This is a genomic window from Guyparkeria sp. SCN-R1 (assembly GCF_003932495.1).
Taxonomy (GTDB): domain Bacteria; phylum Pseudomonadota; class Gammaproteobacteria; order Halothiobacillales; family Halothiobacillaceae; genus Guyparkeria.
Genome location: NZ_QZMT01000002.1, coordinates 51,101 through 77,344 on the forward strand (window position 1 = coordinate 51,101; position 26,244 = coordinate 77,344).

The 26,244-nt window shown below is 66.7% G+C and carries 25 protein-coding genes; 8 read left to right on the forward strand and 17 right to left on the reverse strand.

The genetic code is table 11. From position 1 onward, the window contains the following. Positions 1-37 precede the first annotated feature (37 nt). The 4 genes from D5687_RS01695 to D5687_RS01710 all read right to left on the reverse strand — a co-directional run bounded on the left by D5687_RS01695 (position 38) and on the right by D5687_RS01710 (position 4,222). Entirely contained in the window at positions 38-1,249 is a 1,212-nt protein-coding gene (locus D5687_RS01695) for a YqcI/YcgG family protein (protein ID WP_125198032.1), read from the reverse strand. Positions 1,250-1,482: 233 nt separating this feature from the next. Beyond that, positions 1,483-2,028 carry a pseudouridine synthase gene (locus tag D5687_RS01700; protein ID WP_125198033.1) on the reverse strand — a complete coding sequence of 182 codons (546 nt, stop codon included), beginning with the start codon at positions 2,026-2,028 and terminating at the stop codon, positions 1,483-1,485. A gap of 11 nt (positions 2,029-2,039) precedes the next feature. Further along, on the reverse strand, positions 2,040-2,957 hold the full coding sequence (locus D5687_RS01705; protein WP_125198034.1) for a 5'-3' exonuclease H3TH domain-containing protein: 918 nt from the start codon (positions 2,955-2,957) through the stop codon (positions 2,040-2,042). Further along, positions 2,957-4,222: a malic enzyme-like NAD(P)-binding protein gene (locus tag D5687_RS01710; protein WP_125198035.1), complete on the reverse strand. Its 1,266-nt coding sequence runs from the start codon at positions 4,220-4,222 to the stop codon at positions 2,957-2,959. The genes D5687_RS01705 and D5687_RS01710 overlap by 1 nt, the downstream gene beginning before the upstream one ends. Positions 4,223-4,319: 97 nt before the next feature. Between D5687_RS01710 and D5687_RS01715 the strand changes: the two genes are divergently transcribed. Then, positions 4,320-4,832 (forward strand): DUF192 domain-containing protein, encoded by a 513-nt coding sequence (locus tag D5687_RS01715; RefSeq protein ID WP_204742102.1) that lies wholly within the window; start codon positions 4,320-4,322, stop codon positions 4,830-4,832. A 34-nt stretch (positions 4,833-4,866) separates the two neighbouring features. On the opposite strand, the gene D5687_RS01720 is transcribed toward D5687_RS01715, so the two are convergent. Next, the gene (locus D5687_RS01720) at positions 4,867-5,523 is read right to left on the reverse strand and encodes an OmpA family protein (RefSeq protein ID WP_125198036.1); all 657 of its coding nucleotides are present in this window, start codon (positions 5,521-5,523) and stop codon (positions 4,867-4,869) included. A 174-nt stretch (positions 5,524-5,697) separates the two neighbouring features. Continuing rightward, a complete protein-coding gene (gene bioF, locus D5687_RS01725; protein ID WP_125198037.1) occupies positions 5,698-6,885 on the reverse strand; it encodes an 8-amino-7-oxononanoate synthase in 1,188 nt (395 codons plus the stop codon). A 40-nt stretch (positions 6,886-6,925) separates the two neighbouring features. Here bioF and D5687_RS01730 point away from each other — a divergent pair, with 40 nt between their 5' ends. From D5687_RS01730 to soxZ, 4 genes are all read left to right on the forward strand, one after another. Beyond that, a complete protein-coding gene (locus D5687_RS01730; protein WP_158611711.1) occupies positions 6,926-8,950 on the forward strand; it encodes a sensor histidine kinase in 2,025 nt (674 codons plus the stop codon). Continuing rightward, entirely contained in the window at positions 8,947-10,302 is a 1,356-nt protein-coding gene (locus D5687_RS01735; protein ID WP_125198039.1) for a sigma-54 dependent transcriptional regulator, read from the forward strand. The genes D5687_RS01730 and D5687_RS01735 overlap by 4 nt, the downstream gene beginning before the upstream one ends. Before the next feature lie 190 nt (positions 10,303-10,492). Continuing rightward, positions 10,493-10,963: a thiosulfate oxidation carrier protein SoxY gene (gene soxY / locus D5687_RS01740; protein ID WP_125198040.1), complete on the forward strand. Its 471-nt coding sequence runs from the start codon at positions 10,493-10,495 to the stop codon at positions 10,961-10,963. A 59-nt stretch (positions 10,964-11,022) separates the two neighbouring features. Further along, positions 11,023-11,328 carry a thiosulfate oxidation carrier complex protein SoxZ gene (gene soxZ / locus D5687_RS01745; RefSeq protein ID WP_204742103.1) on the forward strand — a complete coding sequence of 102 codons (306 nt, stop codon included), beginning with the start codon at positions 11,023-11,025 and terminating at the stop codon, positions 11,326-11,328. A gap of 102 nt (positions 11,329-11,430) precedes the next feature. Here soxZ and dtd read toward each other — a convergent pair whose 3' ends face one another. Together dtd and pip are read right to left on the reverse strand one after the other, a co-directional pair. After that, positions 11,431-11,883, reverse strand: a complete 453-nt coding sequence (gene dtd / locus D5687_RS01750) for a D-aminoacyl-tRNA deacylase (RefSeq protein ID WP_125198042.1) — start codon at positions 11,881-11,883, stop codon at positions 11,431-11,433. Then, positions 11,880-12,830 carry a prolyl aminopeptidase gene (gene pip / locus D5687_RS01755; RefSeq protein ID WP_125198043.1) on the reverse strand — a complete coding sequence of 317 codons (951 nt, stop codon included), beginning with the start codon at positions 12,828-12,830 and terminating at the stop codon, positions 11,880-11,882. The genes dtd and pip overlap by 4 nt, the downstream gene beginning before the upstream one ends. 110 nt (positions 12,831-12,940) lie before the next feature. On the opposite strand from pip, the gene D5687_RS01760 reads away from it, so the two are divergent. The 3 genes from D5687_RS01760 to D5687_RS01770 all read left to right on the forward strand — a co-directional run bounded on the left by D5687_RS01760 (position 12,941) and on the right by D5687_RS01770 (position 15,047). Then, entirely contained in the window at positions 12,941-13,183 is a 243-nt protein-coding gene (locus D5687_RS01760) for a hypothetical protein (RefSeq protein WP_125198044.1), read from the forward strand. A 188-nt stretch (positions 13,184-13,371) separates the two neighbouring features. Next, the gene (locus D5687_RS01765; RefSeq protein ID WP_240031391.1) at positions 13,372-14,112 is read left to right on the forward strand and encodes an ATP-binding protein; all 741 of its coding nucleotides are present in this window, start codon (positions 13,372-13,374) and stop codon (positions 14,110-14,112) included. Next, positions 14,109-15,047, forward strand: coding sequence for a lysophospholipid acyltransferase family protein (locus D5687_RS01770; protein ID WP_125198046.1), 939 nt, complete (start codon positions 14,109-14,111; stop codon positions 15,045-15,047). Before D5687_RS01765 ends, D5687_RS01770 begins: the two co-directional genes overlap by 4 nt. A gap of 24 nt (positions 15,048-15,071) precedes the next feature. On the opposite strand, the gene D5687_RS01775 is transcribed toward D5687_RS01770, so the two are convergent. Genes D5687_RS01775 through def form a run of 9 tightly spaced genes read right to left on the reverse strand, consistent with a single transcriptional unit; the run spans position 15,072 to position 26,095 of the window. Then, on the reverse strand, positions 15,072-16,010 hold the full coding sequence (locus tag D5687_RS01775; RefSeq protein ID WP_125198047.1) for a lysophospholipid acyltransferase family protein: 939 nt from the start codon (positions 16,008-16,010) through the stop codon (positions 15,072-15,074). After that, positions 16,007-17,458 (reverse strand): potassium transporter TrkG, encoded by a 1,452-nt coding sequence (locus D5687_RS01780; RefSeq protein WP_125198048.1) that lies wholly within the window; start codon positions 17,456-17,458, stop codon positions 16,007-16,009. Before D5687_RS01780 ends, D5687_RS01775 begins: the two co-directional genes overlap by 4 nt. An 18-nt stretch (positions 17,459-17,476) precedes the next feature. After that, positions 17,477-18,853 (reverse strand): Trk system potassium transporter TrkA, encoded by a 1,377-nt coding sequence (trkA, locus tag D5687_RS01785; protein ID WP_125198049.1) that lies wholly within the window; start codon positions 18,851-18,853, stop codon positions 17,477-17,479. Further along, positions 18,850-20,250 (reverse strand): sigma-54 dependent transcriptional regulator, encoded by a 1,401-nt coding sequence (locus D5687_RS01790; RefSeq protein WP_125198050.1) that lies wholly within the window; start codon positions 20,248-20,250, stop codon positions 18,850-18,852. Before D5687_RS01790 ends, trkA begins: the two co-directional genes overlap by 4 nt. Positions 20,251-20,253: 3 nt before the next feature. After that, positions 20,254-22,665 (reverse strand): ATP-binding protein, encoded by a 2,412-nt coding sequence (locus D5687_RS01795; RefSeq protein ID WP_125198051.1) that lies wholly within the window; start codon positions 22,663-22,665, stop codon positions 20,254-20,256. Then, positions 22,662-23,225: a DUF4390 domain-containing protein gene (locus D5687_RS01800; RefSeq protein WP_158611712.1), complete on the reverse strand. Its 564-nt coding sequence runs from the start codon at positions 23,223-23,225 to the stop codon at positions 22,662-22,664. The genes D5687_RS01795 and D5687_RS01800 overlap by 4 nt, the downstream gene beginning before the upstream one ends. Before the next feature lie 11 nt (positions 23,226-23,236). Continuing rightward, on the reverse strand, positions 23,237-24,649 hold the full coding sequence (gene rsmB / locus D5687_RS01805; protein ID WP_158611713.1) for a 16S rRNA (cytosine(967)-C(5))-methyltransferase RsmB: 1,413 nt from the start codon (positions 24,647-24,649) through the stop codon (positions 23,237-23,239). Further along, positions 24,639-25,592 carry a methionyl-tRNA formyltransferase gene (gene fmt, locus D5687_RS01810; RefSeq protein ID WP_125198054.1) on the reverse strand — a complete coding sequence of 318 codons (954 nt, stop codon included), beginning with the start codon at positions 25,590-25,592 and terminating at the stop codon, positions 24,639-24,641. Before fmt ends, rsmB begins: the two co-directional genes overlap by 11 nt. Next, positions 25,589-26,095, reverse strand: a complete 507-nt coding sequence (gene def / locus D5687_RS01815; RefSeq protein WP_125198055.1) for a peptide deformylase — start codon at positions 26,093-26,095, stop codon at positions 25,589-25,591. The genes fmt and def overlap by 4 nt, the downstream gene beginning before the upstream one ends. Positions 26,096-26,244: the final 149 nt, after the last annotated feature.

The window sequence follows — 26,244 nt, forward strand, 5'->3', positions numbered from 1 at the left end:
GTCGCCCGGGCGACCACAGCGGGGATTGGAGAGGCTCTCAGACGGCGGCCGGCAACGGCTCCTCGAGCATCCGCCGGGCCGGCAGGCATTCCCACCAGGCCACGGCCGGACCATCGGCGTCCATCGGGCGGAGGTAGCGGGCGTGCTCGGCCTCCTTGCCGGCATTGTCGTAGTCCATGCCGTCCTTGCGAAACGAGGCGAGGATGCGCTGGCGCGAGATCTCTTCCTTGCCGTCGATCAGCCCGGGGTGGTTGCGCAGCACGAAATCCGGCTGGAAGAAGAAGTAGGTGTAATCGAAGCCGTAGGGGTTGCGCGGGTGCTCGGCCGGGTAGCAGACGCCGAAGGCGGTCAGGAACATGCTCTCGCCGGCCCACACGAATTTCCAACCGGCCTTGTCATCCACGCGGCGCAGGCAATCCGACCCGGCCGGGTCGATGCGGTTGAGCCCGTCGAGCAATGTCGCGGTGGTCTCGGCCAGTCGCTCGATCGAGCTGCTGAACGAGGCGGGCAGACGGAAGGCCAACCCCTTGAACTTTTCCTTGTGCGCGACCGTCATGAACCGGAACAGGTCCTCGCCGAACTGGCGCACGTTGGCCTCGAAGCCGCGCGCCGAATCGTAGTCACGCGCGCCCCAGTACTTCCCCGACGGGGCGAAGATGCAGCGGGTCTTGTCGACCGCGCCCATGAATTCCAGATGGGTGGGCGAGTAGACCGGCACGTGCGCGGCCTGGCGCGCGAAACCCGCGCGCACCACCTCGGCCACCTCGGCACGCATCGCTTGCGGGTGCACCTCGGCCATGTGCTCGGGGAACTGCGCGGCGATCACCGCGAACAGGGTGTTGGTCAGGCTCTGCAGGCTCGCCAACCCGTTAACCGGCAGTGACTCGGCCAGCACCGGCGCCTCGTTGTAGAAACGCAGCGTGGCGGCGAGGTCGGCCAGGCGCTCGGGGAGCATGGCGGCGGGAAAGAGCGTGCGCCCTTCCTCGGACTGACAGGTCTTGAGCGCCTTGTCGGCCTGGACGTAGTAGCGGTGAGCCGTCTCCAGGACCAGGAAGGAGAGCAGGGACAGGTCGAGGTCGTCGGCGCCCCGCGGGGCCTGCCAGTCACGTTCGGCCAAGGCCTCGGCCAGACGGATGGCAGCCGCATCGTCAAGCGTGACGCCCTGATCCAACGCCCAGCCGCCCACCAGCCGACGACCCAGCACAAACTGCTTCATGATATTCATGGCACGCCCCGTATTCTTGCTCACCTGTCATCCCGCAAGTCACTGTTCTGAAACACCAAACCAGCGACTCCGGACACCCCGCCGCGCCGAGCGGAGCGCGCAATCTACCGGATAATCGACCCGGGCGCAAAACAGGGGCCAGAAACCGACCGCCAATTCGGGGTAAGCCATTGCGGAAACACGGGTTTTACCCGAGAAACCGGGTCGGAAACTCACGGGGCGGGGTAATCGCGACACAACCGCCGGGCTACGGCCTGTCAGGCGGTCAGTTCACGCCATTCGCCCGGGGCGAGACCATCGAGCCGATAAGGACCAATCGCTACCCGGATCAGGCGCAGGGTGGGAAAGCCGACGTGGGCGGTCATGCGCCGCACCTGGCGGTTGCGCCCCTCGCGCAGGGTGATCTGCACCCAGCTCGTCGGCACGCTCTTGCGGTAACGCACCGGCGGATCGCGCGGCCAGAGCCAGTCGGGCTCGGTGACCGGCTCGGCACCCGCCGGGCGGGTGGGGCCGTCCTTGAGGGTCACGCCTGCGCGCAGGGCGATTAATGCCGCCTCGTCGATCTCGCCCTCGACCTGGGCGAGATACTCCTTGGCGAGCTTGTGCCGTGGGTCGGCCAGCCGGTTCTGCAGGCGCCCGTCGTCGGTGAGCAGCAACAGCCCCTCGCTGTCTCGGTCGAGGCGACCGGCCGGATAGACGCCGGGAAAGTCGATCCAGTCGGCGAGGGTCGCCGCCGGGCTGTTGGCCTCGGCCGTGAACTGGGACAGGCAATCGAACGGCTTGTTGAAGGCGAGCAGGGCCATAGCGGTTAGCCTCAGGCGGAACGCACGAGCGGGGCGTCCCAGGCCTCCCAGCGCTCGATCTGGGCGGGGTCGGCGCCGGCCTGCTCGAGAAGGCTGACCAGCGCGGGGCGATCAATGCCCTGCCACGGCGACGGGGTCTCGGCCAACGGCAGGTCGCAGACAATCTCGGTCAGCCGCCGCGAAAGCCGCACCTGCGCCTCGTTCTCCTGGAGCAGCCGCTGGGCGCGCGGTGCACCGCGGAATTTCATGCCGTAGACGGCGGACAGGTTCTCGTAGATACCGTCGATGCAGCCGTGCTTGCGCAGCAGGCGGGCGGCGGTACGCGGCCCGATGCCGGGCACGCCCGGAATGTTGTCGGCCACGTCGCCGGAGAGCGCCAGCCAGTCGGCGATCTGAGCCGGGCGGACGCCGAAGCGCCGTTCCACGTCCCCGTAGGCCATCACCGAACCGCGCATCGGGTTGTACCAGCGATCGTCCGGACCGAGCAGCTGGGCGAGATCCTTGTCGCCGGTGACGATGGTCACGGCCCGCTCGCGGCTGCGCAGCCGGCCGACCAGCGTGCCGATGACGTCGTCGGCCTCGAAGCCGGCGTGGTCGAGCGCGCCGAAACCCGCCGCCTCCGCCAGCTCGCGGCAACGCGGGAATTGCTCCTTGAGATCGACCGGCGTGGGCGGGCGGTGCCCCTTGTAGTCGGGATAGATCGCCTGGCGATGGCCACGACCACAGGGGGCATCGAAAATCGCGGCGATGATCGGCGCCGGCTGGTTGGGCAACCAGGTCGATTCCAGCAGCGCCAGCAGGTAATCGGCAAAACCGAGCACCGCATTGACCGGGCGACCGGCTTGATCGGCGCGTCCCTTGTCGTAGACGTGCCACGCCCGCCAGATCTGGGCGTGGGCATCGATCAACCAGGCTCGGGATTGAGTCATCAGGCCCCCGGCATCGGATGCGGGCGGTAAGGGGTTCGCGCCACGCCGTCGGCCTCGGCGGCCTTGGCAACCGCCGCCGGCAGACGCTCGATCAGGCGCGGGTCGAACGGCTTGGGCAGGATGTACTCCGGCCCGAAGGCCATCATGTCGAGATCGTAGGCCTTGAGCACCGACTCGGGCACGGCCTCGCGGGCGAGTGCCGCCAGCGCCTCGACGCAGGCGATCTTCATGTTGGGCGTGATCCGGCGGGCACGGCAATCGAGCGCACCGCGGAAGATGAACGGGAAGGCCAGCACGTTGTTGACCTGGTTGGGGTAATCGCTGCGCCCCGTGGCCATGATCAGGTCATCGCGCACCTGGTGGGCCAATTCGGGCAGGATCTCCGGGTCGGGGTTGGCCAGCGCGAAGACCACCGGCTTGTCCGCCATGCTGGCGAGCATCTCCTCGCTGAGCAGGTTGGGGGCCGACAGGCCGACGAAGGCATCGGCGCCCACCAGCGCCTCGGCGAGCGTGCGCGCCTCGGTCTTGGCGGCAAAGCGACGGTGATGCTCGGGCAGGTCATCGAGCCCCTCGTGCAGCACGCCGACGCGATCGACTACCAGCAGGTTCTCGCGCTTGAGGCCCATGTCGAGCAGCAGGTTGAGGGTGGCCGTGCCGGCCGCGCCCGCCCCGACCAGCACGAGCTTCGCCTCCTCGAGGCGCTTGCCCTGCAGACGCAGGGCGTTGGTCAGCCCGGCGGCGATGATGATCGCCGTGCCGTGCTGGTCGTCGTGGAAGACCGGGATGTCCATCGTCTCGCTCAGCGCGGCCTCGATCTCGAAGCAGCGCGGCGCGCAGATATCCTCGAGGTTGATGCCACCGAAGGAGGGCTCGAGCCGGCGCACCGTGTCGATTAAGGCCTGAGGGTTCTCTGCCTCGACCTCCAGGTCGACCACGTCGATGTCGGCAAAGCGCTTGAACAGCACGCCCTTGCCCTCCATTACCGGCTTGGAGGCCAGTGGCCCGAGATTGCCCAGCCCCAGGATCGCCGAGCCATCGGAGATCACCGCCACCAGATTGCCGCGGGCGGTGTACTGCCAGGCGGCGTCCGGGTCGGCGGCAATGGCCCGCACCGGCTCGGCCACGCCCGGCGAGTAGGCCAGCGCCAGGTCGCGCGCCGTCTCGGTGGGCTTGGTGATCGCCGTGGCAATCTTCCCCGGCTGCGGCTTGGCGTGGTAATCGAGCGCTTCGGCGCGCCGTTGTTCGGCATCGGGACGTTGGGTCATGGGGGCCTGGGCAGTGTAGATACGGGCCGCATATCTTATCAGCGCCCGCCGGGCGCGTCAGGGCGATCAGTTCTCCTTTCGGCGCTATGATGCGCGCATGCCCACGCCACTGCGCACACTGACCTCTCGCCCGTTTACGACCACCCTGCTGCTGGGTGCGTTGCTGCTGGTCGCGTGGCTGGCATGGGGCAGCCCGTCGTCCGACGACGGCACCCAGCGGGTAATGTGGCTGGGCGGCGAGCGATTCCAAGTCGAACTGGCGACCACCCCGACGAGCCGCCAGCGGGGACTGATGCACCGCCCCCCGCTGGCAGATAACCAGGGCATGCTGTTCATCTACCCCGACGAGGCACCGCGCTCGTTCTGGATGAAGAACGTCTCGTTTGCCATCGACATCCTCTATCTCGATGCCGACTGGCGCCTGGTGCAACGTCACGAGTCCGTGCCGCCCTGCCGCCGCGATCCCTGCCCCGGTTACCCGAGCGACGCAGCGGCGCGTTATGTGCTGGAGCTGTCCGCCGGCACGGCAAGCCGACTGTCACTGGAGCGGGGCACGCAGATCGACCCACCCGTCCCCGTTGATGCGCCCAAGAAAAAGGCCCCGGACTGACCGGGGCCTTCGTCATCGAAATCGGCGGGGCGGGTTACTGCTGCTCTGCAGGGAGGATCAGGATCTCGACCCGACGGTTCTGCGCACGACCCTCAGCGGTGTCGTTGGTCGCGATCGGGCGACTAAAGCCGTAACCGACCGGCTGCAGGCGGCTGGCAGAAACACCGGAGCGAGAGAGGTAGCTCGTCACGCTCTGGGCACGGTTGAGCGACAGGTCCTGGTTGTAGCTCGCCGAACCGGTCGAGTCGGTGTGGCCCTCGACGCGCACCACGGTGTTCGGGTACTGCTGCAGCGAGTTGGCCAGCTGATCGAGCGTGGAGCGGAATTGCGGCTTGATGTCGGCACTGTTGGTGTCGAAGGTGATCGACTCGGGTGCCTGCAGGCGGATGGTGTCACCCTGGCGCTGGACATCGATACCAGTGCCCTCCATCTCCTGGCGCAACTCGCGCTCCTGCTGGTCCATCTGGCGGCCGACCAAGCCACCGACGGTGGCACCCACCGCAGCACCGATCAGGGTGCCGCCGGTCTTGTTGCCCGAGCCGGCAATCACGTTACCGAGAATAGCGCCGGCGCCAGCGCCAACGGTCGCACCCTTGGCCGTCTTGTCCTGCTCACTGGTATAGGGGTTTTGCGCACAGCCGGCAACGAGCAACACGCTCGCGGCAGCGGCGATCAACGTCATGTGTTTCATCTTCATCTCTCCTTGGATGGTCGCCGGAATCGGGCGGCTTTCGAGCCGCTCGCGATCCGGTTGAATTTACCAGACGGCCGGCAACGGCCGATTGGCGGGCTTCAGGCGCCCGCTATGACCTTTACAAACCCGGTTGGTTCCCACCCGACCTCCAGGCAGAAATGCCCTGGTCCGTCACGAGATAGTAGTGCATGCACGCAAGGCCGACAGAAGTTCTTCCAGATCGGCCCGCTCGTGTGCGGCACTCAAGGTGACCCGCAGACGCGAGCCGCCCACCGGGACGGTCGGGGGTCGGATTGCCGGCACCAGCAGCCCCACCGAATCGAGCCGCTCGGCCATGGCCAGCGCCCGGTCCGCCTCACCCACCGTCAGCGGCTGGATCGGGGTGGATGAGGGCATCGGCTCGAGACCAGGGATACCGGCCACGCCCGCGCGAAACCGACGCACCAGCTCGGCCAGGTGATCACGGCGCCAACCCTCGTCGCGCACGATCGCCAGTGCGGCGCGCGAGGCCTCGGCCACGGCCGGTGGTTGCGCCGTGGTGAAGAGGTAAGTGCGTGCCCGCTGCAGCAGCACCGCCAGCGGCTCGGCCGCGCCGGCGACGAAGGCCCCAGCCGTACCGAAGGCCTTGCCCAGGGTGCCGACCCGAAGCACCCGCTCGCCGGGCACCTGCTCCGCCGCCTCGAAACTGCCTCGCCCCTGGGCGCCGAGCACGCCAAAGGCATGCGCCTCGTCGACCACCAGCCAGGCATCGAAACGCTCGGCCAGCTCGACCAGTTCGGCCAGCGGCGCGACGTCACCGTCCATGGAGAACACGCCGTCGGTCAGGATCATGCGCTCGCCACGGGCCCGCTCGAGACGAGCCTCGAGATCGTCGAGATCGTTGTGGCGATAGCGGGACAGGCGGGCACCGGAGAGCTGCACGGCGTCGACCAGCGAGGCGTGATTGAGCCGGTCGGCGATCACGGTGTCGCCACGCCCCATCAGGGCCCCGACCACGCCGAGGTTCGCCATGTATCCGGTGGAAAAGAGCCGTGCGGCATCCACGTCGAGCCAGCTCGCCAGCTCATCCTCGAGCCGCTGATGCGGCTCGAAGTGCCCGTTGATCAGGTGTGCCGAACCGGCACCCACCCCGTAACGGTCGATACCCTCACGCATGGCCTCGGCCAGCCGCGGATCGTTGGCCAATCCGAGGTAGTCGTTGCTGCAGAAGGCCAGATACTCGCGCCCGTCGATCCGCATGCGCGGTCCCTGCGGGGAGCCGGCAACCCTCAACCGGCGGGTGAGCCCCGCCGCGGCGCGCTCGCCCAGCCACTGTGCCCAATCATGCTTTGTGATAGCGTCACCTTCACCGTAATCCATGCGCCGGCCCGCGGGCCGGACGCACCCGAGGCTCACCCGCATGCGTCTGCCGGTCAACATCTTCCTGTGGACCTTTACCGCCACCCTGGTACCGCTCGTGCTCCTGGTATGGGGCGTGACCAGCTACAGCGAACAGCGCTTCCAGAAGGAATTCAGCCGCGAAATCGACGAGAACATCGATTCGCTGATCAGCGAAATGAGCAACCGCATGCGCTATGAGCGCGAGGTGGTCGAGGGCATCGGTCAGTCGCAGGAAATCCAGACGATGCTCAATGCCCTGATGGCTTCGTCCATGGGCATTCGTCACCCCGAGCTGACCTCGATGCGCATCAATGCCAACCGCTTTCTGGCCGGACTGCAGCGCACCGTGCCGGGGCTGGGGAGTATCCGCATTCTCGATGCGGCCGGCAACACGGTAATCAAGGTGACCCTCGGGCGGGTCGCCTCACCCTCCTTCGACAGCCTCGGCCAGGTCAACTACGTCGAGGAGGAATTCGACAACGATCGCTTCCTCCGGCGGCTGGAGTCCCTGTCCTCCGACCAGATCAGTTACATGACCCTGCCGCTGGCCTTCGGCGATGCCCTGCCCGGCCGCGAACCGAGCACCCTGTATGCCGTGCGCCCGCTGCGCAACGTCGACGACCGCACCGCCGGCTACGTGGTAGTCAACACCTTCGGCGAGCAACTCGACCAGATCCTATCGTTTTCGCCCCGCCCCCGGGACGGCAAAGTGATGATCATCGAACACAATCCGGGTGCGCCGGCGCGCGACGGCTTGCTGCTGTTTGACGACCAACGCGACATCAGCTTCATCAGCCCGTTCGAAAACGGCGGCAACGCAGACTACCCCGGTGCCCGACAGATCGACGACGGCAGGTTCTGGGATACGGCGGTGGCGCAATCAAACGGCTCCTACCTCAGCGAGGACGGCGATACCCGCTATTACTACCAGGAGTACCATCCCTACCCGCACAGCCTTGCTTCATGGTTCGTGGCATTCAAGCTGCCGGCCGACATCACCACCGCCCCGTTCCGCGACATCCGGTTGAGCCTGTTCGGCTTCGGCCTGCTGGCCCTGGTGATGAGCCTGCTGTTCGCCGGGCTTGGAGCACGCTTCTTCTCCCGGCCGATCATCCGGCTGTCAGAGAGCCTCAAGCGATTCGCCGACGGCGACCGCGGCGGCCCGATCCCGGTGGACTCGCGCACCACCGAGGTCCACGAGCTGCAGGCCTCGTTCCGCTACCTGACCACCCAACTCGCCGAAGAGGCTCGTCGACGTGACCGTGCGGAGAGAAAGGCCCTGCAACAGGCCAAGCTTGCCTCGATCGGCGAGATGGCCGCCGGCATCGGCCACGAGATCAACAACCCGCTCAACAACATCCTCACGCTCACCCGGCTGGTCGAGCGCCAGCTCCCGCCCGACCAGCCCGGGATCCGCGAGGACATGAGCGATCTGCGCGCCGAGGCGCTTCGCGCCAGCCGGATCGTGCGCGGCGTGATGAACTTCGCCCGCCAGCTGCCCCCCGAACACGAGACCGTCGCGCTGGCAGAGTGGCTCGAAGAAGTGATCGACCGCATGGAGCCGGAGGCCATGGAAGCCGACGTCCACCTGGCCCTGCTGAGTGCCACCGCGCGCTGCGAGGCGGAATTCGATCCGGGCCAGATGGAACAGGTGGTCGCCAACCTGGTGCGCAACGCCATCCACGCCAGCCCCACCGGTGGACATATACTGATCCAGGCCGAATGCCTGGACGAAATCGTCCGGATCGAGATCCGCGACGAGGGCAGCGGCCTGCCGACCGAGGTGATCGAGCAGATCTTCGACCCGTTCTTTACCACCAAGGCGGTCGACCGCGGCACGGGCCTCGGGCTGTCGATCAGCCTGGGCATCGTGCAGTACCACGGCGGCGAACTGACGCTGGAAAACCGGCGTGATTTGGGCGAGGACGCCACCGGCGTACTTGCCCGTGTCGTGCTGCCGCGTCACAAGGCACGGCCACGCGTCATTCGTCCGCCCGAGACATCCACCCCCTCGAAACCCACGCCACCGACACCGACGCCATGACGACAGCCAGGCAAAACGACAACCCGCCGGTCATCGCCTTCGTCGACGACGACGAACGCACCTCGGACCTGTTCACGCGCTACGCGCACACGGAAGGACTGACGGTTCACGGCTTTCAGTCGGTCGAGGCCGCCCAGTCGTGGCTGACCGAAAACCCGGTCGACCTGGTGATCTCGGATCTCAAGATGCCGGGCATGAACGGCCTGGAGTTCCTGGAATGGCTGCGCGGCGAATGGCCGGAACTGCCGGTGATCCTGATCACCGGCTACTCCACCATCGACAACGCGATCCAGGCGCTGCGGCTCGGCGCCAGCGATTTCGTCAAGAAGCCCTATGACCCGGAAGAGTTGATCGACCTGGTGCGCCGGCTGCTCGACGAAGGACCGGCCCAACCACCCTCCGCGGCCGAACCGGGTGAACGCGCGATGCTGGGTCAGTCGAAGGCCATCGAGGCGGTCTATCACATCATCGACAAGATCCGCGACGTACGCATCAACGTGATGATCGAGGGCGAATCCGGCTCGGGCAAGGAGCTGGCCGCGCGCGCCACGCACGAGCGCTCGGACTTCGCCGGCACGCCGTACATCGTGATCGACTGCGGCGCGCTGACCGACACCCTGCTGGAAAACGAACTCTTCGGCCACGAGAAGGGCGCCTTCACCGGCGCGAACACGGCCAAGCCGGGCCTGCTGGAAGTCGCCAGTGGCGGCACGGTCTTTCTCGACGAGATCGGCAACATCTCGGATGCCATGCAGACAAAGCTGCTGCGCGTGGTGCAGGAACAGGAAATCACCCGCGTCGGCGGGGTGCAGACCATTCCCATCGACGTGCGCTTCATCGTCGCGAGCAACCGCAACCTCGCCGACATGGTGCGCGAAGGGACGTTCCGCCACGACCTCTACCACCGATTGAACGTGGTGCGGCTGCTGATGCCGCCGCTGCGCGAACGAAGCGATGACATCCCGGCCCTGGCGCAGCACTTCATCGACGAGTTCGCCGGCCGATTCCGCCGACCGGCCAAGCGCCTGACCGAGCGCGCCGAGCGCGCGATCCTCGATTACCCCTGGCCCGGCAACGTCCGCGAACTCAAGAACGCCATCGAGCGAGCCGTGGCCCTGTCCGACAGCGAGGAGATCGACCTGGAACTGGTCGGCGAAGACACGGCTCCGGCGTCGGCCAATACCGGGGCGAGCAGCATCGACGCCGACCTCCCGACCCTCGAGGAACTCGAGCGTCGCTACATCGAAAAAACGCTGGAGCACACCGAGGGAAACCGCGAAAAAACCGCCAACATCCTCGGCATCAACAAATCGACTCTCTGGCGCAAGCTGCAGAACTACGACAAGAAGTGATCAACACGCCGGATTCGGCCGATCACAGCCGGAATCATTGCAATCCCCGGCGCATCAAAATTGCAGATTGCAACTTGCAACGATCGACCAATATCCACCTTTTTCTTTTCCCATCAACCAGTTACAAAACTGGCACAGGCTATGCTTCACTAGGGGCGTGGACACCCACACATTAACGAGGAGTTAAGATATGCAAACCAAGCGTCGCGTATTTCTGAAGGGCAGCCTCGCTGCCAGTGCTGCTGGTCTGGCCGTTGGTGCCGGCCTGCTTTCCCCGCGTGCCGTACTGGCCGCCGATTGGCCGGAAGCGGCTTTCGATTCCGAGAGCATGGACAACGGCCTGAACGAGCTGTTCGGTTCCTCTGACGTTACCGATTCCGGCGACATCACTGTCAAGGCCCCGGACATCGCCGAGAACGGCGCCGTTGTTCCGGTCACCGTCGAGTCCAGCATCGCCGACTCCGACAAGGTCGCCATCTTCGTATCGAAGAACCCGACCCCGCTGGTCGCTTCTTTCGACCTGTCCGGCGCCAACCCGTTCGTTTCCACCCGTATCCGTATGGGCGAAACCGACGACGTAACCGGCGTAGTTCACGCTGGCGGCAAGCTGTACAAGGCGTCCAAGGAAGTCAAGGTAACCATCGGTGGCTGCGGCGGCTAATCAGCCTCTGAACCCGAAGTCATTGATTAAAGACAGATAACACCCAAGAGGTATAGATTATGTCTACTATCCGCATGCGCATTTCCCCGGCCGGTGACGTCCTGGACGTGAAGGCCCTGATCCGTCACCCAATGGAGTCTGGCCTCCGCGAAGACAAGTCCACCGGCGAGAAGATCCCGGCTGACTACATCCAGAAGCTGGTTGTTGAAGTCAACGGCGAAGAAGTCATGGACGGCAACCTGTCGGAAGCCGTTTCCAAGAACCCCTACCTGAACATCAAGGTTCCGGGTAAGAAGGGTGACGAGGTCAAGATCTCTTGGTCCTCCAACACTGGTGACACCGACGAGGCTACCCAGGCTGCCTAAGGCAGACTGAACAGCCCGAAGGACAAGGCCCGCCACTCGGCGGGCCTTTTTTGTGCCTGACGTTTTTATCTCGGCGGGACACAGCGCCCGCTTCCGGCACGCTCAAGCGGACGGCGGCACTTGTAGCCAGAAGGTCACCGGTCCGTCATTAACCAGCTCCACCTGCATGTCGGCACCAAAACGCCCGGTCGCCACCGCCCCGGGGTGCCGGCGGCTCAGCGAGTCGACGAAGACGCCGAACAGCCCTTCCGCCACATCGGGGGCGGCGGCCGGGGTGAAACTGGGTCGATTGCCGCGACGGGTGTCCGCTGCCAGCGTGAATTGCGGCACGGCCAGCACCCCGCCCCCGGCCTGCTGTACGGATAGGTTCATCCGGCCGGCCTCGTCAGGAAACACGCGGTAGTTGAGCACGCGCTCGGCCAGTCGCTCGGCCTGGGCCGGCCCATCGCCCTGCTCGACCCCCACCAGGCAGACCAGCCCGACCCCGATTTCGCCGACCACCTCGTCATCCACCCGTACGGCACCCCGCCGCGCACGCTGGATCAGGCCGATCATGAACGCGCCTCGTCGGCGAACCGGTCGGTGGCACGCACCAGCGAATCGACGATCCCCGCCTCGCTTGCGGCATGACCGGCGTCATCGATCACCTCGAACGTGGCGTTCGGCCAGCGCTCGTGCAGCGCGAAGGCCTGATCGACGGGACAGACCATGTCGTAGCGCCCGTGGACGATGTGCCCCGGAATATCGGCAAGGCGATCCATGCCATCGAGCAGCGGCGTCTCGAGGAACGAATCGTTCATGAAATAGTGGTTCTCGATCCGGGCGATCGACAGGGCGTGATGGGCATCGGCGAAGTAGTCCACCACCTCGGATTCGGGCCGCAGCGTGGCGCAGCGTCCTTCCCACACCGACCAGGCCTTTGCTGCGTGGTATTGGGCGATCTGGTCATCGCCGTTGAGTCGACGGTGATAGGCAGCGACCAGGTCATCCCGCTCGTCGACGGGGATCGGCTCGAGGTAATCGCGCCAGTAATCGGGGAACACATGCGAGGCTCCATCCTGGTAGAACCAGCGGATGTCCTGCCGGCGACAGAGAAACACGCCCCGCAGGATCAACCCGCTCACCCGCTCGGGGTGGGCCTGGGCATAGGCCAGCGCCAGGGTCGAGCCCCAGGAACCACCGAAGACCAGCCAGCGGTCGATGCCCAGCGTTTCGCGCAGCACTTCCAGATCCGCGATCAGGTGGGCGGTCGTGTTGGCCTCCAGCCCGGCATGCGGCGTCGAGCGGCCCGCACCGCGCTGGTCCGGCAGGATGATGCGGTAGCGGTCCGGGTCGAAGAACCGCCGGTGCATCGGGGTGCAACCCGCCCCCGGCCCGCCATGCAGGAACAGCACCGGCAGGCCGGTCAGTCGGCCGCATTCCTCGACATGCAGGACGTGCCCGTCGCCGACCGGCAAGCTGTGATTGACCAGGGGTTCGATCGGGGGATAGAGCGCACGCATGCAGGCGGACCTCGATTGGCTGCGGTGGACGAACGGGCCAGTTGGCCGGAATCAGTCTAGGGAAACTCTGCACGAATGCCATACCGCTCTGCGTGCCTTGAGCCGGGCAGATGCAACGCCTGATCGAACTCAAGCGCGCCCTGGAAAAGGACATGGGGATCACGGTCGACATGTCTCGCTACGGCGTCGAACAACGCCTGCTGCGCCTCTCCCGGGCGAGCGAGGACCCGGCGGTGCAGGCCCTCGCCGCCTCGCTCGACCAGCCCACGACCGCCGCCGAACCCGGCGATGCCGGCGAAGCCGGCCCTCGCATCCGCGGCTACTACCGCGGCCGCCCCATCTACGACGATTAACCCCGCGCGACCCGACGACGTCGCGGCCAGATCACGACTGGTAAGATGGCCGTCCAACACCAACGACTCCATCGAGCCGTCGCATGCCCGTCACCCTGAAGAACGATCCCGTCGATATCGCCGACACGCCCAAGGCGCGCTGGGCAACGCCCGGCCGCGGCCTGCAGAAACAGGTGGCCCGCGCCGTGATGCACTACCAGATGCTGCATCACGGCGACCGGGTGCTGCTGGGGCTGTCCGGCGGCAAGGACTCGCTCTCGCTGTTGCACATCCTGCGGCATATCCAGCGGCGCGCGCCGATCGATTTCGAGATCGCCGCGATCACCGTCGACCCGATGGTGCCCGGTTTCGACCCCGGCCCGATGGGTGAGTACCTGGCATCACTCGGCATACGCCACTACCGGGTGCAGGAAGACATCGTATCGCTGGCCGACGAGCACATGAGCGGGGATTCCTACTGTTCGTTCTGCTCACGGCTCAAGCGCGGGCTGATCTATCGGCTCGCCCGCGAGGAAGGCTTCAATGTGCTGGCGCTGGCCCAGCACCTCGACGATCTTGCCGAGAGCTTCATGATGAGCGCGTTTCACGGCGGCAAGCTCAACACCATGAAGGCGCACTACCTCAACGACGCCGGCGACGTGCGCATCATCCGCCCGCTGGTGGATGTGCGCGAATCCGCCCTGGTCGACTTCGCCCGCCGCTTCGAGCTGCCGGTGATCAACGACAACTGCCCCGCCTGCTTTGCTATGCCCACCCAGCGCGAGCACTTCAAGCAGCTGCTCGCGACCGAGGAGCGGGACAACGGCCAGCTATTCCACTCGCTCCGGTCGGCCATCGCGCCCTTGGTTGCCGATGGCGCCGATCGGGCCATTGCGCACGCTACCACTCACGCGACACCGGCCGCCCCGATTGCGGACAACCACGCGTGAGCAAGCGACGCGACACCGCCCGGTACCGCTGGCGCGGCCAACTACGATTGGCCGCCGCGCGTACCGTGCTCACCGGCCTGGGTTGGCTATCGCTGCCGGCCGCCCAGCGAATGGGCATCTGGATGGGCAAACTTGCGTGGCTCATGCACGGATCGATGCGGCGAACGGTCGAGAGCAATCTTGCCCTGTGCCTGCCGGAGAAGGACGAGGCGGAACGCGAGGCCCTTGCCAGGCAAACCCTGATCGAAACGGGCAAGGGGCTGTTCGAAACCGGTCCGATCTGGCGCTGGCCACGCGAGCGCGTCGAGGCGATGATGATCGACATGCCCGGCTTCGAGCGGATCGAGCAGGCCTTGTCCGAGGGGCGTGGTGCAATACTGCTGGGGCCTCACCTGGGCAACTGGGAGTTCGGCGGACTGATGACCGCCGCACGGGTGCCGACGACCGTCATGTACCGCCCGCCACGCGAACCCACCATGGAGCGATTACTGGTAGAGGCACGATCCCGCTTCGGCGCTTCGATGGCCCCGGCCAATCTCGGCGGGGTGCGGCAGGCACTGCGTGCGCTCAAGCGCGGCGAACTGGTCGCCATCCTGCCCGATCAGGCGCCACGACATGGTGAGGGGGTGACCGCACCGTTCTTCGGTCAGCCGGCACTGACCATGACGCTGATCCGCACGCTGACACAACGCACCGGCGCACCCGCCTTCACGGGCTGGGCCGAGCGGCTGCCCGATGCCGGCGGATTTCGCATCCACTACACGCCGGTCACCGAGCCCATCGGCCACGAGGACGCCGTCGAGGCCGCCGCGGCCCTCAACCGCGAGGTCGAGCGAGTCGTGCGGATCAAGCCCAGCCAGTACCAGTGGACCTACCGGCGCTTTCGACGCCAGGCCAGCGGCCGGGTCCGGCGCGAGCAGCGCCAGAAAGGCTGACGACAGGCGTCAGGCGCCAGCCGGTCAGTCCCGATATCGATCGTCCTCGCCCGGCGGCGTGGTCTTGAAGTACTTGAGCGACCACATCAGCTGGGCCGGGTCATCGACCACCAACTCCTCGATCACGCGATTGATCGCCGTGGCCGCCTCGCGGTCGTTGCCCGCGGGCAAGTCGACCGGCTCGAGGAATCGCAACCGATACCGCCCCGTGACCTCGTCGAGCTGACCGATCACCGGATAGACCGTCCGGCGGCTGGCCCGCGCCAGCTTGCCCGCAAGCGGCAGGGTCGCCTTTTCCACGCCGAAGAATGGCGCGAAGATGCTGTGCTCGGCGCCCAGATCTTCGTCGGCGATATAGAAGAAACTCCGCCCCGACCTCAGGGCGCGCAGGTGCGGCCCCATGCCGCGCGAACGCGGCAACGCCTCGGTGCCGTGCCGGGTGCGCATCCCGCCGAACCACCAGTCGATCACCGGGTTGTCGGCGAAGGGCTTGTAGATGGTCGAGCCCTCGACCGTCTCGGCCAACATGGCCGCGGCCCACTCCAATCCGACGCTGTGCACGGTCAGGATCAGGCCGGGCTCGGCACGCAGCCGGTCGAGAACCGCCTGTCCCTCCACCTCGGTCTGACGGGTCAGCTCGCCGCGGCGGGCACGACGGATGCGCCCGAGATCCAGCAGCGCAAGCATGTGCCGATCCAGATACTGACGCAGCCATTGTTCGCGGGTCTCAGCCGTCTGATGCGGGAAACACAGCCGCAGGTTGGTGGCGATGATGCCGACCCGGCGCGGGTTGAGACGGCGGTAAAGCCCGGCAAGCACCCATGCCGCGCCACGGCGCAGCGGGTGCCCGCCAACAGCCAGCAGGCGCAGCAGGCCGATCCCCAGCCAGGTGGGCCAATAACGCGGTGCGAGCAGTCGGCGACGAAACACCGGCGGCCCGACGGTGCCACTGCTCGGGCTCATCGCCGCCAGAACATCGGCAACAGGATGGCCAGCACGGTGAAGATCTCGAGGCGCCCGAGGATCATCGCCAGCATGCCCAGCCACAGCACCGTATCCGACTCCGAGGCGAAATTGCTGGCCACCGAGCCGATGCCCGGGCCGAGGTTGGCCAGGGTGGCGAGCACCGCGCCCAGGGCGGACTCGATGTCCATGCCGGTGAACAGCATGGCGAAGAAGAAGAACAGGAAGGTGAACATCCACGCGGCAAAGAAGGCCCAGACCGCGCTGATCACACTGGGGTCGAGTGGACGTCCGCTCAGGCGGATGACGAACACCGCGTGCGGATGGATCAGGCGGCGTATCTCGTGAAAGCCCTGACGGGCCAGCAGCATGACGCGCACCGATTTCATCCCGCCGGTGGTCGAGCCGGCACAGCCACCAATCACGGTGGTCATCACCAGCAGCAGCATCAGGAACGGCCCGTAGGCGGTGTGATCGGTGGCGGTGTAGCCGGTGGTCGTGGCGAAGGAAACCAGGTTGAACAGGTTCAGGCGCACCGTGTCGAGCCAGCTGCCCTCCGGCCAGTTGGCCAGGAAGAACGCCACCACCATCGCCGCGACCGCGGCCATCCAGCCGAGGAAAAAGCGCACCTCGGCACTGCGCCAGTAGGCACGCAGCGAGCCATGCCGAAGCGCGATGAAGTGCAGCGCCATCGGCAGCGCCCCGAGGATCATGAAGACCATGGCCGTGACTTCCATGGTCGGGTTCTGGAAATAGCCGAAACTCGCGTCGTGGGTGGAGAACCCGCCGGTCGCCACGGTGGTAAAGGAGTGACTGACGGCATCGAACCAGCTCATGCCCTCGATCTTGTAGACCAGCGCACAGAGCACCGTGATGCCGGTATAGACCAGCCAGAGCACCTTGGCGGTCTCGGATATGCGGCCCGACAGGCGCGAATCCTTGATCGGACCGGTCATCTCGCCCTTGTACAGCTGCATGCCGCCCACACCCAGCAGCGGCAGAAAGGCCACCACCAGCACGATGATCCCCAACCCGCCAAGCCATTGGAGTTGCTGACGGTAGAACAGTAATGAGCGCGGCAGCTCATCGAGCCCCGTGATCACCGTCGCGCCGGTGGTGGTGATACCCGAGACCGACTCGAACACCGCCTGCGTAAAGCTCAAGCCCAGGTCCGGCTGCAGGTAGATCGGTGTCGAACCGATCAGGCCCAGCACGACCCAGAACGACACCACGATCAGCAGCCCGTCACGCAGCTTCATCTCACGGCGGTAGTTGCGCGTCAGCCCCCAGAGAACGCCACCGAGCGTCACGCTGATGACGAAACTCAGGACAAAGGGCGTGAGGTTGGTATCCCCCATGACCCAGCCCACCAGCCACGGCGGGATGAAGGTCAGGCCGAAGACCATCAGGAGGATCCCGAGAATACGGATGACGATCAGAAATTGCATTGGAGCTCGCTGCCGACCCTAGAAAAAGCCGAAGCCGACCGAGAACAACTGCTCGATTTCGCCGATGCGGCGCTTGTCGGTCAGGAACAGCACCACGTGGTCATCCGACCGGATCACGGTGTCGTGGTGGGCAATCAGGACTTCATCGTCGCGCAGGATTGCCCCGATGGTGGTGCCGCGCGGCAGATTCAGCGCGTCGATGCGCCGGCCGACCACCCGCGAAGTGCTCTCGTCGCCACGGGCGATGATCTCGATCGCCTCGGCCGCGCCACGGCGCAGGGAATACACGCTGACCACGTCACCACGCCGCAGGTGCGTCAACACCTCGCCGATGGTGATCTGGTGAGGCGAGAGGGCAATGTCGATGCTGCCCATCTCGATCAAGTCAACGTACTCGGTGCGGTTGACGATGCACATCGCCCGCCGCGCCCCGAGACGCTTGGCCAGCATGGCGGCGAGGATATTGTCCTCGTCGTCGTTGGTCAGGGCCAGGAAGACGTCCATGTCCTCGATGTTCTCTTCCTCGAGCAGTTCCGTGTCCGAGGCATTGCCCGAGAGCACGATGCTGCGATCGAGGGAAGCCGACAGTTCACGCGCTCGGCGCAGGTTGTGACTGATCAGCTTGACCTGGTAATCGTCCTCGAGCTTGCCGGCCAGCGCCCCGCCGATGTTGCCGCCGCCGGCGATCATGATGCGCTTGTAGGGCTTGTCGAGCGGGCGCATCACGCTCATCACGCGGCGGATGTCGCTCTTCCTGGCCAGGAAGAACACCTCGTCGCCGGCCAGCAGGCGGGTGTCGCCCTCGGGGGGGACCGAGGTCTCGTGTCGGTAGATCGCCGCCACCCGCGCCTCGATGCCCGGCAGCAAATCACGCAAGCGGTGGATGGGCTCGCCCACCATGGGCCCGCCGCGGTCGACCTCCATGCCGATCAGCAACAGCCTGCCGTCGCCGAATTCGCGCACCTGCAGGGCATCTGGGTACTGGATCAGCCGGGCGATGTAGTCCTTGATCAGCCGCTCGGGGCTGATGATGAAGTCGACCGGGATCGCCGCGTTGTCGAACAACGCCGGGTGATCCTGGTAGTCGGTGACCCGGATCCGCGCGACCTTGGTGGGCGTGTGGAACAGCGTCCAGGCGATCTGGCAGGCGAGCATGTTGGTTTCATCCGAATGCGTCACCGCGATCAGGATGTCGGCATCGGCCGCACCCGCCTCCTGGAGCACGCTGGGCTGCGAGCCCAGGCCGGTCACCGTGCGGATATCGAGCCGTTCCTGAAGCCAGTTGAGCGCCTCGACGTCGGTATCGACCACCGTGACCGAGTTGTCGGTTTCGGTCGCCAGCGCGGTCGCCACCGAACTGCCGACCTGGCCGGCTCCCAGCACGATCACCTTCATGCATTCGTCCCCGTGGATCGTTCGCCGCCGGTCTGGATGCCCAGTGATTTGAGCTTGCGATAAAGATTGGTGCGCTCCATGCCGGTGCGCCGCGAGAGCTCGGTCATCGAGCCGTCGACGTTCTTCAACTGGGCGAGCAGGTAACGCCGCTCGAACTCGTCACGTGCCTCGCGCAGGGGCAGGTCGAGGTTGAGCGACACCAGCGCCGGGCTGTTGTCCGCGCCGGCCTCGTCCATCGGCGCAAGCCCCAGCGCCCGCTGGACTTCCTGCTCGTCGATCACCTCGCCGCTGCCCAGGATCAGCAGGCGCTGGACCAGGTTCTTGAGCTCGCGGACGTTGCCCGACCAGTGGTGGTAGCGCAGCAGGTTACGCGCGCCGATGGTCAGCTCGCGTCGCGGCAGGCCCTCGACCTTGTGGGCCGTCTCCAGGTAGTGCGACAGCAGCACCGGGATGTCCTCGGGGTGCTCGCGCAGTGGCTCGATGTGCACCGGCACCACCGACAGGTGGTAGTAGAGGTCCTCGCGGAAGTTGCCGGCGCGCACCTCGGCCTCGAGGTCCTTGCGAGTCGCGGCAATCACGCGCACGTCCACCCGCACCGGCTCGTTGCCGCCGACGCGGAAGAACGACTGGCTCTCGAGCGCCGAGATCAGCTGCATCTGGGTCTGCTCGTCCATGTCGGCCGCTTCGGCGATGAAAAGCGTCCCGCCATTGGCCTGTTCGAGCAGCCCGTAGCGGATGCGCCCGTCCTCCTCGGCACCGAACAGCTCGACCGCGGCGTTCTGCCGCCCGGAGACCGCGCTGCCGCCGGTGTCGACGAAGGGGAAGTGACGACGGGCCGAATGCCGGTGGATGAATCGAGCCAGCGCCTGCTTGCCGGTACCCGGCTCGCCGGAAATCAGCACCCAGGCATCGTGGTCGGCGATCTTCTTCGCCTGATCGCGCAACTCCTGCATGTACTCGGAATCGCCGATCAAATCGAGTGGGTCGACCTCGCCGCGCTTGAGTGCCGCGTTTTCCTGCGCCAGGCGCCGGTTGTCGAGCGCATGCTCGATCAGCAGCAGCAACTTGTCGAGCGAGATGGGTTTCTCGATGAAGTCGAACGCACCCAAGCGGGTGGCCTCGACGGCCGTCTCGACCGTACCGTGGCCCGACATCATGATCACCGGCCAGACCAGCTGGTCGCGCTCGTGCCATTCACGCAAGAGACCGATGCCATCCGTGCCGGGCATCCAGATGTCCAGCAGGATCAGGTCGGGCCGCCGCACCGCGATCGAGCCGCGTGCCTCGACGGCATCGGCCGCGCTGCTGACCGTGAACCCTTCGTCCTCAAGCACGTCGGCCAGCAGGTTGCGGATCTCGCTCTCGTCATCGACGACCAGGATGTGTCCGATACTCATTCGTCAGGAAATTCCCGTTTCTCCGTGGGTGCCACCTTGGCGACCCTTTTCGACGTGGGCGCCACCATGGCGGCCCTTTTCGACTTGGGCGCCCTCGTGGCGACTCTTTTCGACTTCAGCGCCTTCGCGGCGGCGATTGTCCCGTGCCTCGCAGCGCCCCGATTCCAAGGGTAGGCGAATCGTAACGCGAGCACCGTGATTGGCAAGCCGCCGGCCCGCCTCGGTGTCGTCATTCTCCAGCTGCTCGAACGCGTTCCAGGCATGCACGGCCCCGGCGTGCTCCTCGACGATCTTCTTGACGATCGCCAGGCCCAACCCCGATCCCTTGGGCCGGGTGGTCGCGTAGGGCTCGAACAGGCGGTCGAGTATCTCGGCCGGGAAGCCCGGCCCGTTGTCGGCCACCGTCAACTCGGCAAGGCAATGCCCTTCCTCCCCGACCACCCGCAGGTCAAGCAACACGATCGGTTCGCCGGCCACCGCGCCGCGCTCCTCGAGCGCCTGGCTGGCGTTGCGAATCAGGTTGTGCAGCAATTGGCGCACACGGTTGCCATCGCCCTCGACCCATACCGGTTCGTCGAGCTCCGGCAGGTAGCGCACCTTGACGGCCGTGTTGCCGCGGTAGAGCTCGACCGTCTGGCCGGCCAGGGCCTGCAGGTTGAGCCGCTCGAAGCTCACCTGCGGGCTGCGCGCGTACTCGGCGAATTCGTTGACCATCTGCTTCATGGCGTCGACCTGGGCGATGATCGTGGCGGTGGCCCGATCGAGGATCGGCGCATGCTCCTCGTCGAGCTGCGGCAGGATACGCCGGCGCAGCCGCTCGGCCGACAGCCCGATCGGGGTCAGCGGATTCTTGATCTCGTGGGCCAGACGGCGCGCCACCTCCGACCATGCCGCGTCACGCTGGGCCTGGATCAGCGCAGTGACGTCCTCAAGGACCATCACGTAGCCACCGGCGTCACTCTCGCCATCCGGCGGCAGAGCCGCAAGCCGGGCCAGCAATACCTTCCGGCCGCTGCCGTTCATGATGCGCACCTGGGCCTCGACCGTCTCGCCGGGAGGCGGCCCCGCCGCCCCCAACCGGTCGAGGAACGCCTCGCATAGCGGCAACAGGCTGGCATGCTCGCGACAGACCGCCTGCAGTGTTCCCTCGAACAACTCCTCCGACGCCACCCCAAGGATCTGCTGCGCGGCGGAGTTGCCGCTGATGATGCGCCCGTCGAAGGACAGCGTCAGCACGCCGGAGGACAGGTGCTGGATCACCGTGTCCAGATAATCGCGTTCCTTGTCCGCGAGCTCCTGGAGCTCGCGCATCACCTCGTGGGCCCGGCGCACCCGGGCGGTCATGGTGTTGAACGACTGGACCAGCTGACCGAGGTCGTCACGCCGGTCGACCGGCAGGCGCAGGCTGTAGTCGCCCTCGGCGACCGCCTGGGTGCCGGCGGCCAGCTCGCGTATCGGGCTCAGCAACCGACGCGCGGCCAGGAAGGCCAGCCAGACGGCCGTCAGCAGGGACAGCAGCAGCGCCAGGGTCAGCGCCAGGGTGAAGGTCTGCTTGAGCGAGCTGTGCAGGTAGACCAGTTCGCGGTAGTCGTTGAAGGCATCCTGCACGCTCTTGGAAAGCTCGTTGGCGTCGTCGGGCACGTCAAACAGGGCCTGCAGGACCCGCTTGCCACCCTCGCTGGTCAGCCCGGCCTCCATCGGCACGACCACGCGGATCTGCAGATTGCCGTCGCCGCCGGGATCAAGACCGATGAAATCCCGGCCGGAGCGGGCATGCGCCAGCGCGGTATCGTCGGCCCGCGCCGGGACGATGCTAGTGGAATCTTCAGAGGACGAGGCGACGATCAAGTTGCGCTGGCCGAGAATGGTCATCTCCTCGGCACCGGTAGTGCGCCGCACCTGCGAGAGCTTCAGTGCAATCAATTCCGACCCGCCATCCTGCAGGTCACTGGCCGCACGACGGGTCTCCTCCAGGGCCTGGCGCATGCGCCCGTCGAAAGACATCTGCGAGAGCGAGAGCGCGTCGGTCATCGCCTGCTCGACCTGGACGTCGAACCAGGAATCGATGCCGCGCTGCACGAAGGTGAGCGAGAAGTAGAAAACGATCGCCACCGGCACCACCGACAACGCGACGAAGGTCACCACCAGGCGGGCGGTCAGCCGGGCACCGGGCGTGCCGCGGCGATAATCGCGGATCAGCCGAACGATGTGCCACAGCACCACCATGGCGAGGAACAACAGCCCCACCGCACTGATACCCAGGAGCGCCAGGAACAGCCCCTCGGGTTGCTCGACGGCGCGCAGCGAGTCGGAGACCAGGTACAGCAGCACCAGCAGCAGCACGATGACCGTCGCGCTGATCGGCGGGATGGCACGCCTGACCCAGCGTTGCATGCGGCGGCCCAGACGCGTCATCGCCGCACCTCCGAGAGCCCCCACAGGAACCAGTCGCTGTCGAGATCCCAGGCGTCCTTGAACAATGCCGGAACGCGCAGCGGCAGCGGCAGCTTGTTGACGTCCAGCGTCACGCGCAGCTTGCCCAGCAGGCGCGGCTTGTCGGCCAGCGGCGCCCAGGGACCCAGCCGCCAGGCGCGCACGCGCGAGAGCGACTCGACCGCGCCGACCAGCTCGGAGAAGGTGTGCGTCTCGCGGGCGTGATAGTCGGTGACCACCCAGGTACGGGAAAGCGCGTGGTATTCCAAGCGCAGCCGCCGCCGATCAGACAGCAGGCGCCGATCCCAGAGCCATTCGCGCGGTTCGGCAATCTCCGCCTCGACGATCAGGTTCACGGCGATCGAGTTGCGCAGCGCCTCGATCACCTCGCTGCCCAGCGACAGCTCGAGGTTGGCATCCAGGAACACCGACTCCTCGCGCACCTCGGCATGCACGTCGATCACCCGGGCATCCGCGTGCAGCCCGGCCGAGCCGCCGAGCCCGATCACGAGCATCAGGAGCAACCAACCCGGACGTGACACGCGGCCCCACCTCATCCGTCGGCCACCGCTTTTTCCAGCACCGCGTAATAAAAGCCGTCGTGGCCGTCGGCCTGCGGGAACAGCTGCCGACCGACCACCTGCGGCTCGCCCCAGTCGACATCCAGCGGCACCGCCACCGCGTCCGGGTGATCGCGCAGGAAGGACTCGACCTGCTTGGCGTTCTCGCGCTTGAGGATCGAGCAGGTTGCGTAGACCAGGCGCCCGCCCGGGCGCAGCAAGGCCCAGAGCCGCTCCAGGATCTCGCGCTGCCGGCGCACCAGGGTATCCAGGTCTTCGGGGCGGCGCAGGCGCTTGATATCCGGGTGGCGCCGGATCACGCCGGTGGCCGAACAGGGTACGTCGGCCAGGATGCGGTCGAAGCTCGCCGGCGGCTCGATCGACTGCGACGTCAGGTCGGCGCAGACCAGCTCGGCGTAACGCCCGGAGCGTTCGAGATTGTCCTGCACGCGCGCCAGGCGCGTGACGTCGATATCCACCGCCGTCATCTGCACGGCTGGCTCGGAATCGAGCATCGCCAGCGTCTTGCCACCGGGGGCGCAGCAGGCATCCAGCACGCGCAGCCCCGGCGACAGGTCCATCAGGTCGACCACCAGCTGGGCCGCCTCGTCCTGCACCGACACCTCGCCCTGGTGAAAACCCGGCAGCCGCTCGACATCCAGCGGCGTGGCAAGCGCCACCCCGTGGGGGGCGTGGCGCGTGGCGCTGGCCTCAACCGACTGCTCGGCAAGGCGCTCGATATAGGCCGACACGCTCTGTTCGGCGGCATTCACCCGCAGGGTCATGGGCGGGTGGGTAGCCAGCTGCTCGCCCAGCTCGATGGTGCGTTCCTCGCCCCAGTCGTTCGCCAGCATGCCGAACAGCCAGTCCGGGAGACGGGCACGTACCGCGGGCGGGGCGTTGTCGAACGGCGTTTCGCCGGCCTCGATCTGACGCACCGCACGCCGCAGCACGGCGTTGACCAGCCCGGTCGCCCAGTTGTGATTGAGCTCGCGGGCGGCATGCACCGCGGCATTGACCACGCGCGAGGGTTCGCGCTTGGAGCCGGTCAGGCGCTCGAGGCCGACCAGCAGCAGCATGCCGACCTCGGCGGCGCGCGGATTGAGCGGACGGTCGAGCAGCTGGTCGCGCCACCAGGCCAGCGGCTCGTAGTGACGCAACACCTCGTAGCTCATCGCCTGAACCACGCTGCGGTGGGCGGTCTGCGCGCGCGCGGTCAGCTCGGGCAGCACGCTATCGAGGGAACGGCCGTGATCGACGACCTGCAGCAACCCCTCGGCGACCAGGGCCTCGGGCGAGCGCGGCGCCCCGCCGTGATCGGCGCCACCGGGACGGCGACGCGGGCGCCCCCGTTGGCCGTCGGGGCGGCGCCTGGACTGGCGATCGGCCTGTGGGTTATCCGCCAAGCCGCACCCCCAGCAGATCTCGGCCGCGGGCGAAGTCGGCGGCCGCTATCGGCCGGCCGCCGGCGCGCTGCACGCGGGTCAATTCCAGACCACCACTCCCCGTGTGCACCACGAGGCCATCAGTGCTCAGCTCGATCACCTCGCCGGGTGTCGCCCCCGCGCGGCCATCGACGACGCGCGCGCCCCACAGGCGCAACGGCTCGCCGTCCAGCGTGGTCTGCGCGACGGGCCAGGGGTTGAAGGCGCGCACGCGGCGCTCGATCAGCTCCGCCGGCTCGCGCCAGTCGACCTTTGCCTCGGGCTTGGCGAGCTTGGCGGCATAGCAGGCCTGCGCATCGTCCTGCAGTTCGGGCGCACCCTCGCCCCGAATGATGGCCGGCAGCGCCTCGATCAGCGCCTGCGCACCGAGTGGCGCGAGCCGATCGTGGAGAGTGGCAGCGGTATCATCGGGATGGATCGGCTCGATCCGCTTGAACCACATCGGCCCGGTGTCCAACCCGGCCTCCATCTGCATGATGGTGATGCCGGTTTCGGTATCGCCCGCCTCGATGGCGCGATTGATCGGCGCCGCCCCGCGCCAGCGCGGCAACAGGGAGGCGTGGATATTGATCGCGCCGAGACGTGGCATCTCGAGCACGGCCGGCGGCAGGATCAGTCCGTAGGCGGCGACGACCAGCAGGTCGGGCCGATACTCGGCCAGCCGCGCCTGGGCGGCCTCGTCGCGCAGCGAGAGCGGCTGTTCGACCGGCAAACCCAGCTCGAGCGCGGCCTGCTTGACCGGCGAGGCGGTGAGTTTCTTGCCCCGCCCGGCCGGGCGGTCGGGCTGGGTGTAGGCAGCGACCAGTTCGACCTTCTCGCCGCCGATCTCGTTGAGGCGCGCCAGCGCCTCGAGTGCCCGCACGGCGAAATCGGGCGTGCCGCAGTAGACCATGCGCAGGGTCATACACGCTCCCGGCGCGCGGCCTTTTCCATCTTCTTGCGGATGCGCTGCTGCTTGAGTGGCGAGAGGTAGTCGATGAACAGGCGACCGTCGAGGTGGTCGAGTTCGTGCTGGACGCAGATGGCGAGCAGCCCGTCGAGATCCTGCTCGATGGCCTTGCCCTTCTCGTCGTGGGCACGCACGCGAATGCGTTCGGCGCGCGGGATGGTCTCGTTGATCCCCGGGATCGACAGGCAACCCTCTTCGGATTCGACTTCCCCGGCGCGGGCCACGATCTCGGGATTGACGAACGCCATCGCCCCGCTGCGATCCTCGCTGACGTCGGCCACGAACAGCCGCCGATGCTCGTCGATCTGGGTGGCGGCCAGCCCGATACCGCGCTCCTGGTACATGGTCTCGAACATGTCGGCCACCAGTTCGGCCAGCGCGGGCTCGAAGGAATCAACCGGGCGGGCAATCTCGCGCAGGCGGTCGTCGGGATAGATGAGGATGTCTCGCAGGCTCATACGTCGGTCACTGGTTTCAATTATTCGCCACGGTGGGGTCACTGGCACGGCGATTCATTCGCCCGCTGACCGACTGGACGGTAAGGGCGAAATCTTTTACAACAAGCCGTATTTGGGGATACATTGTACGCCAGCACTCGGCAGAACCC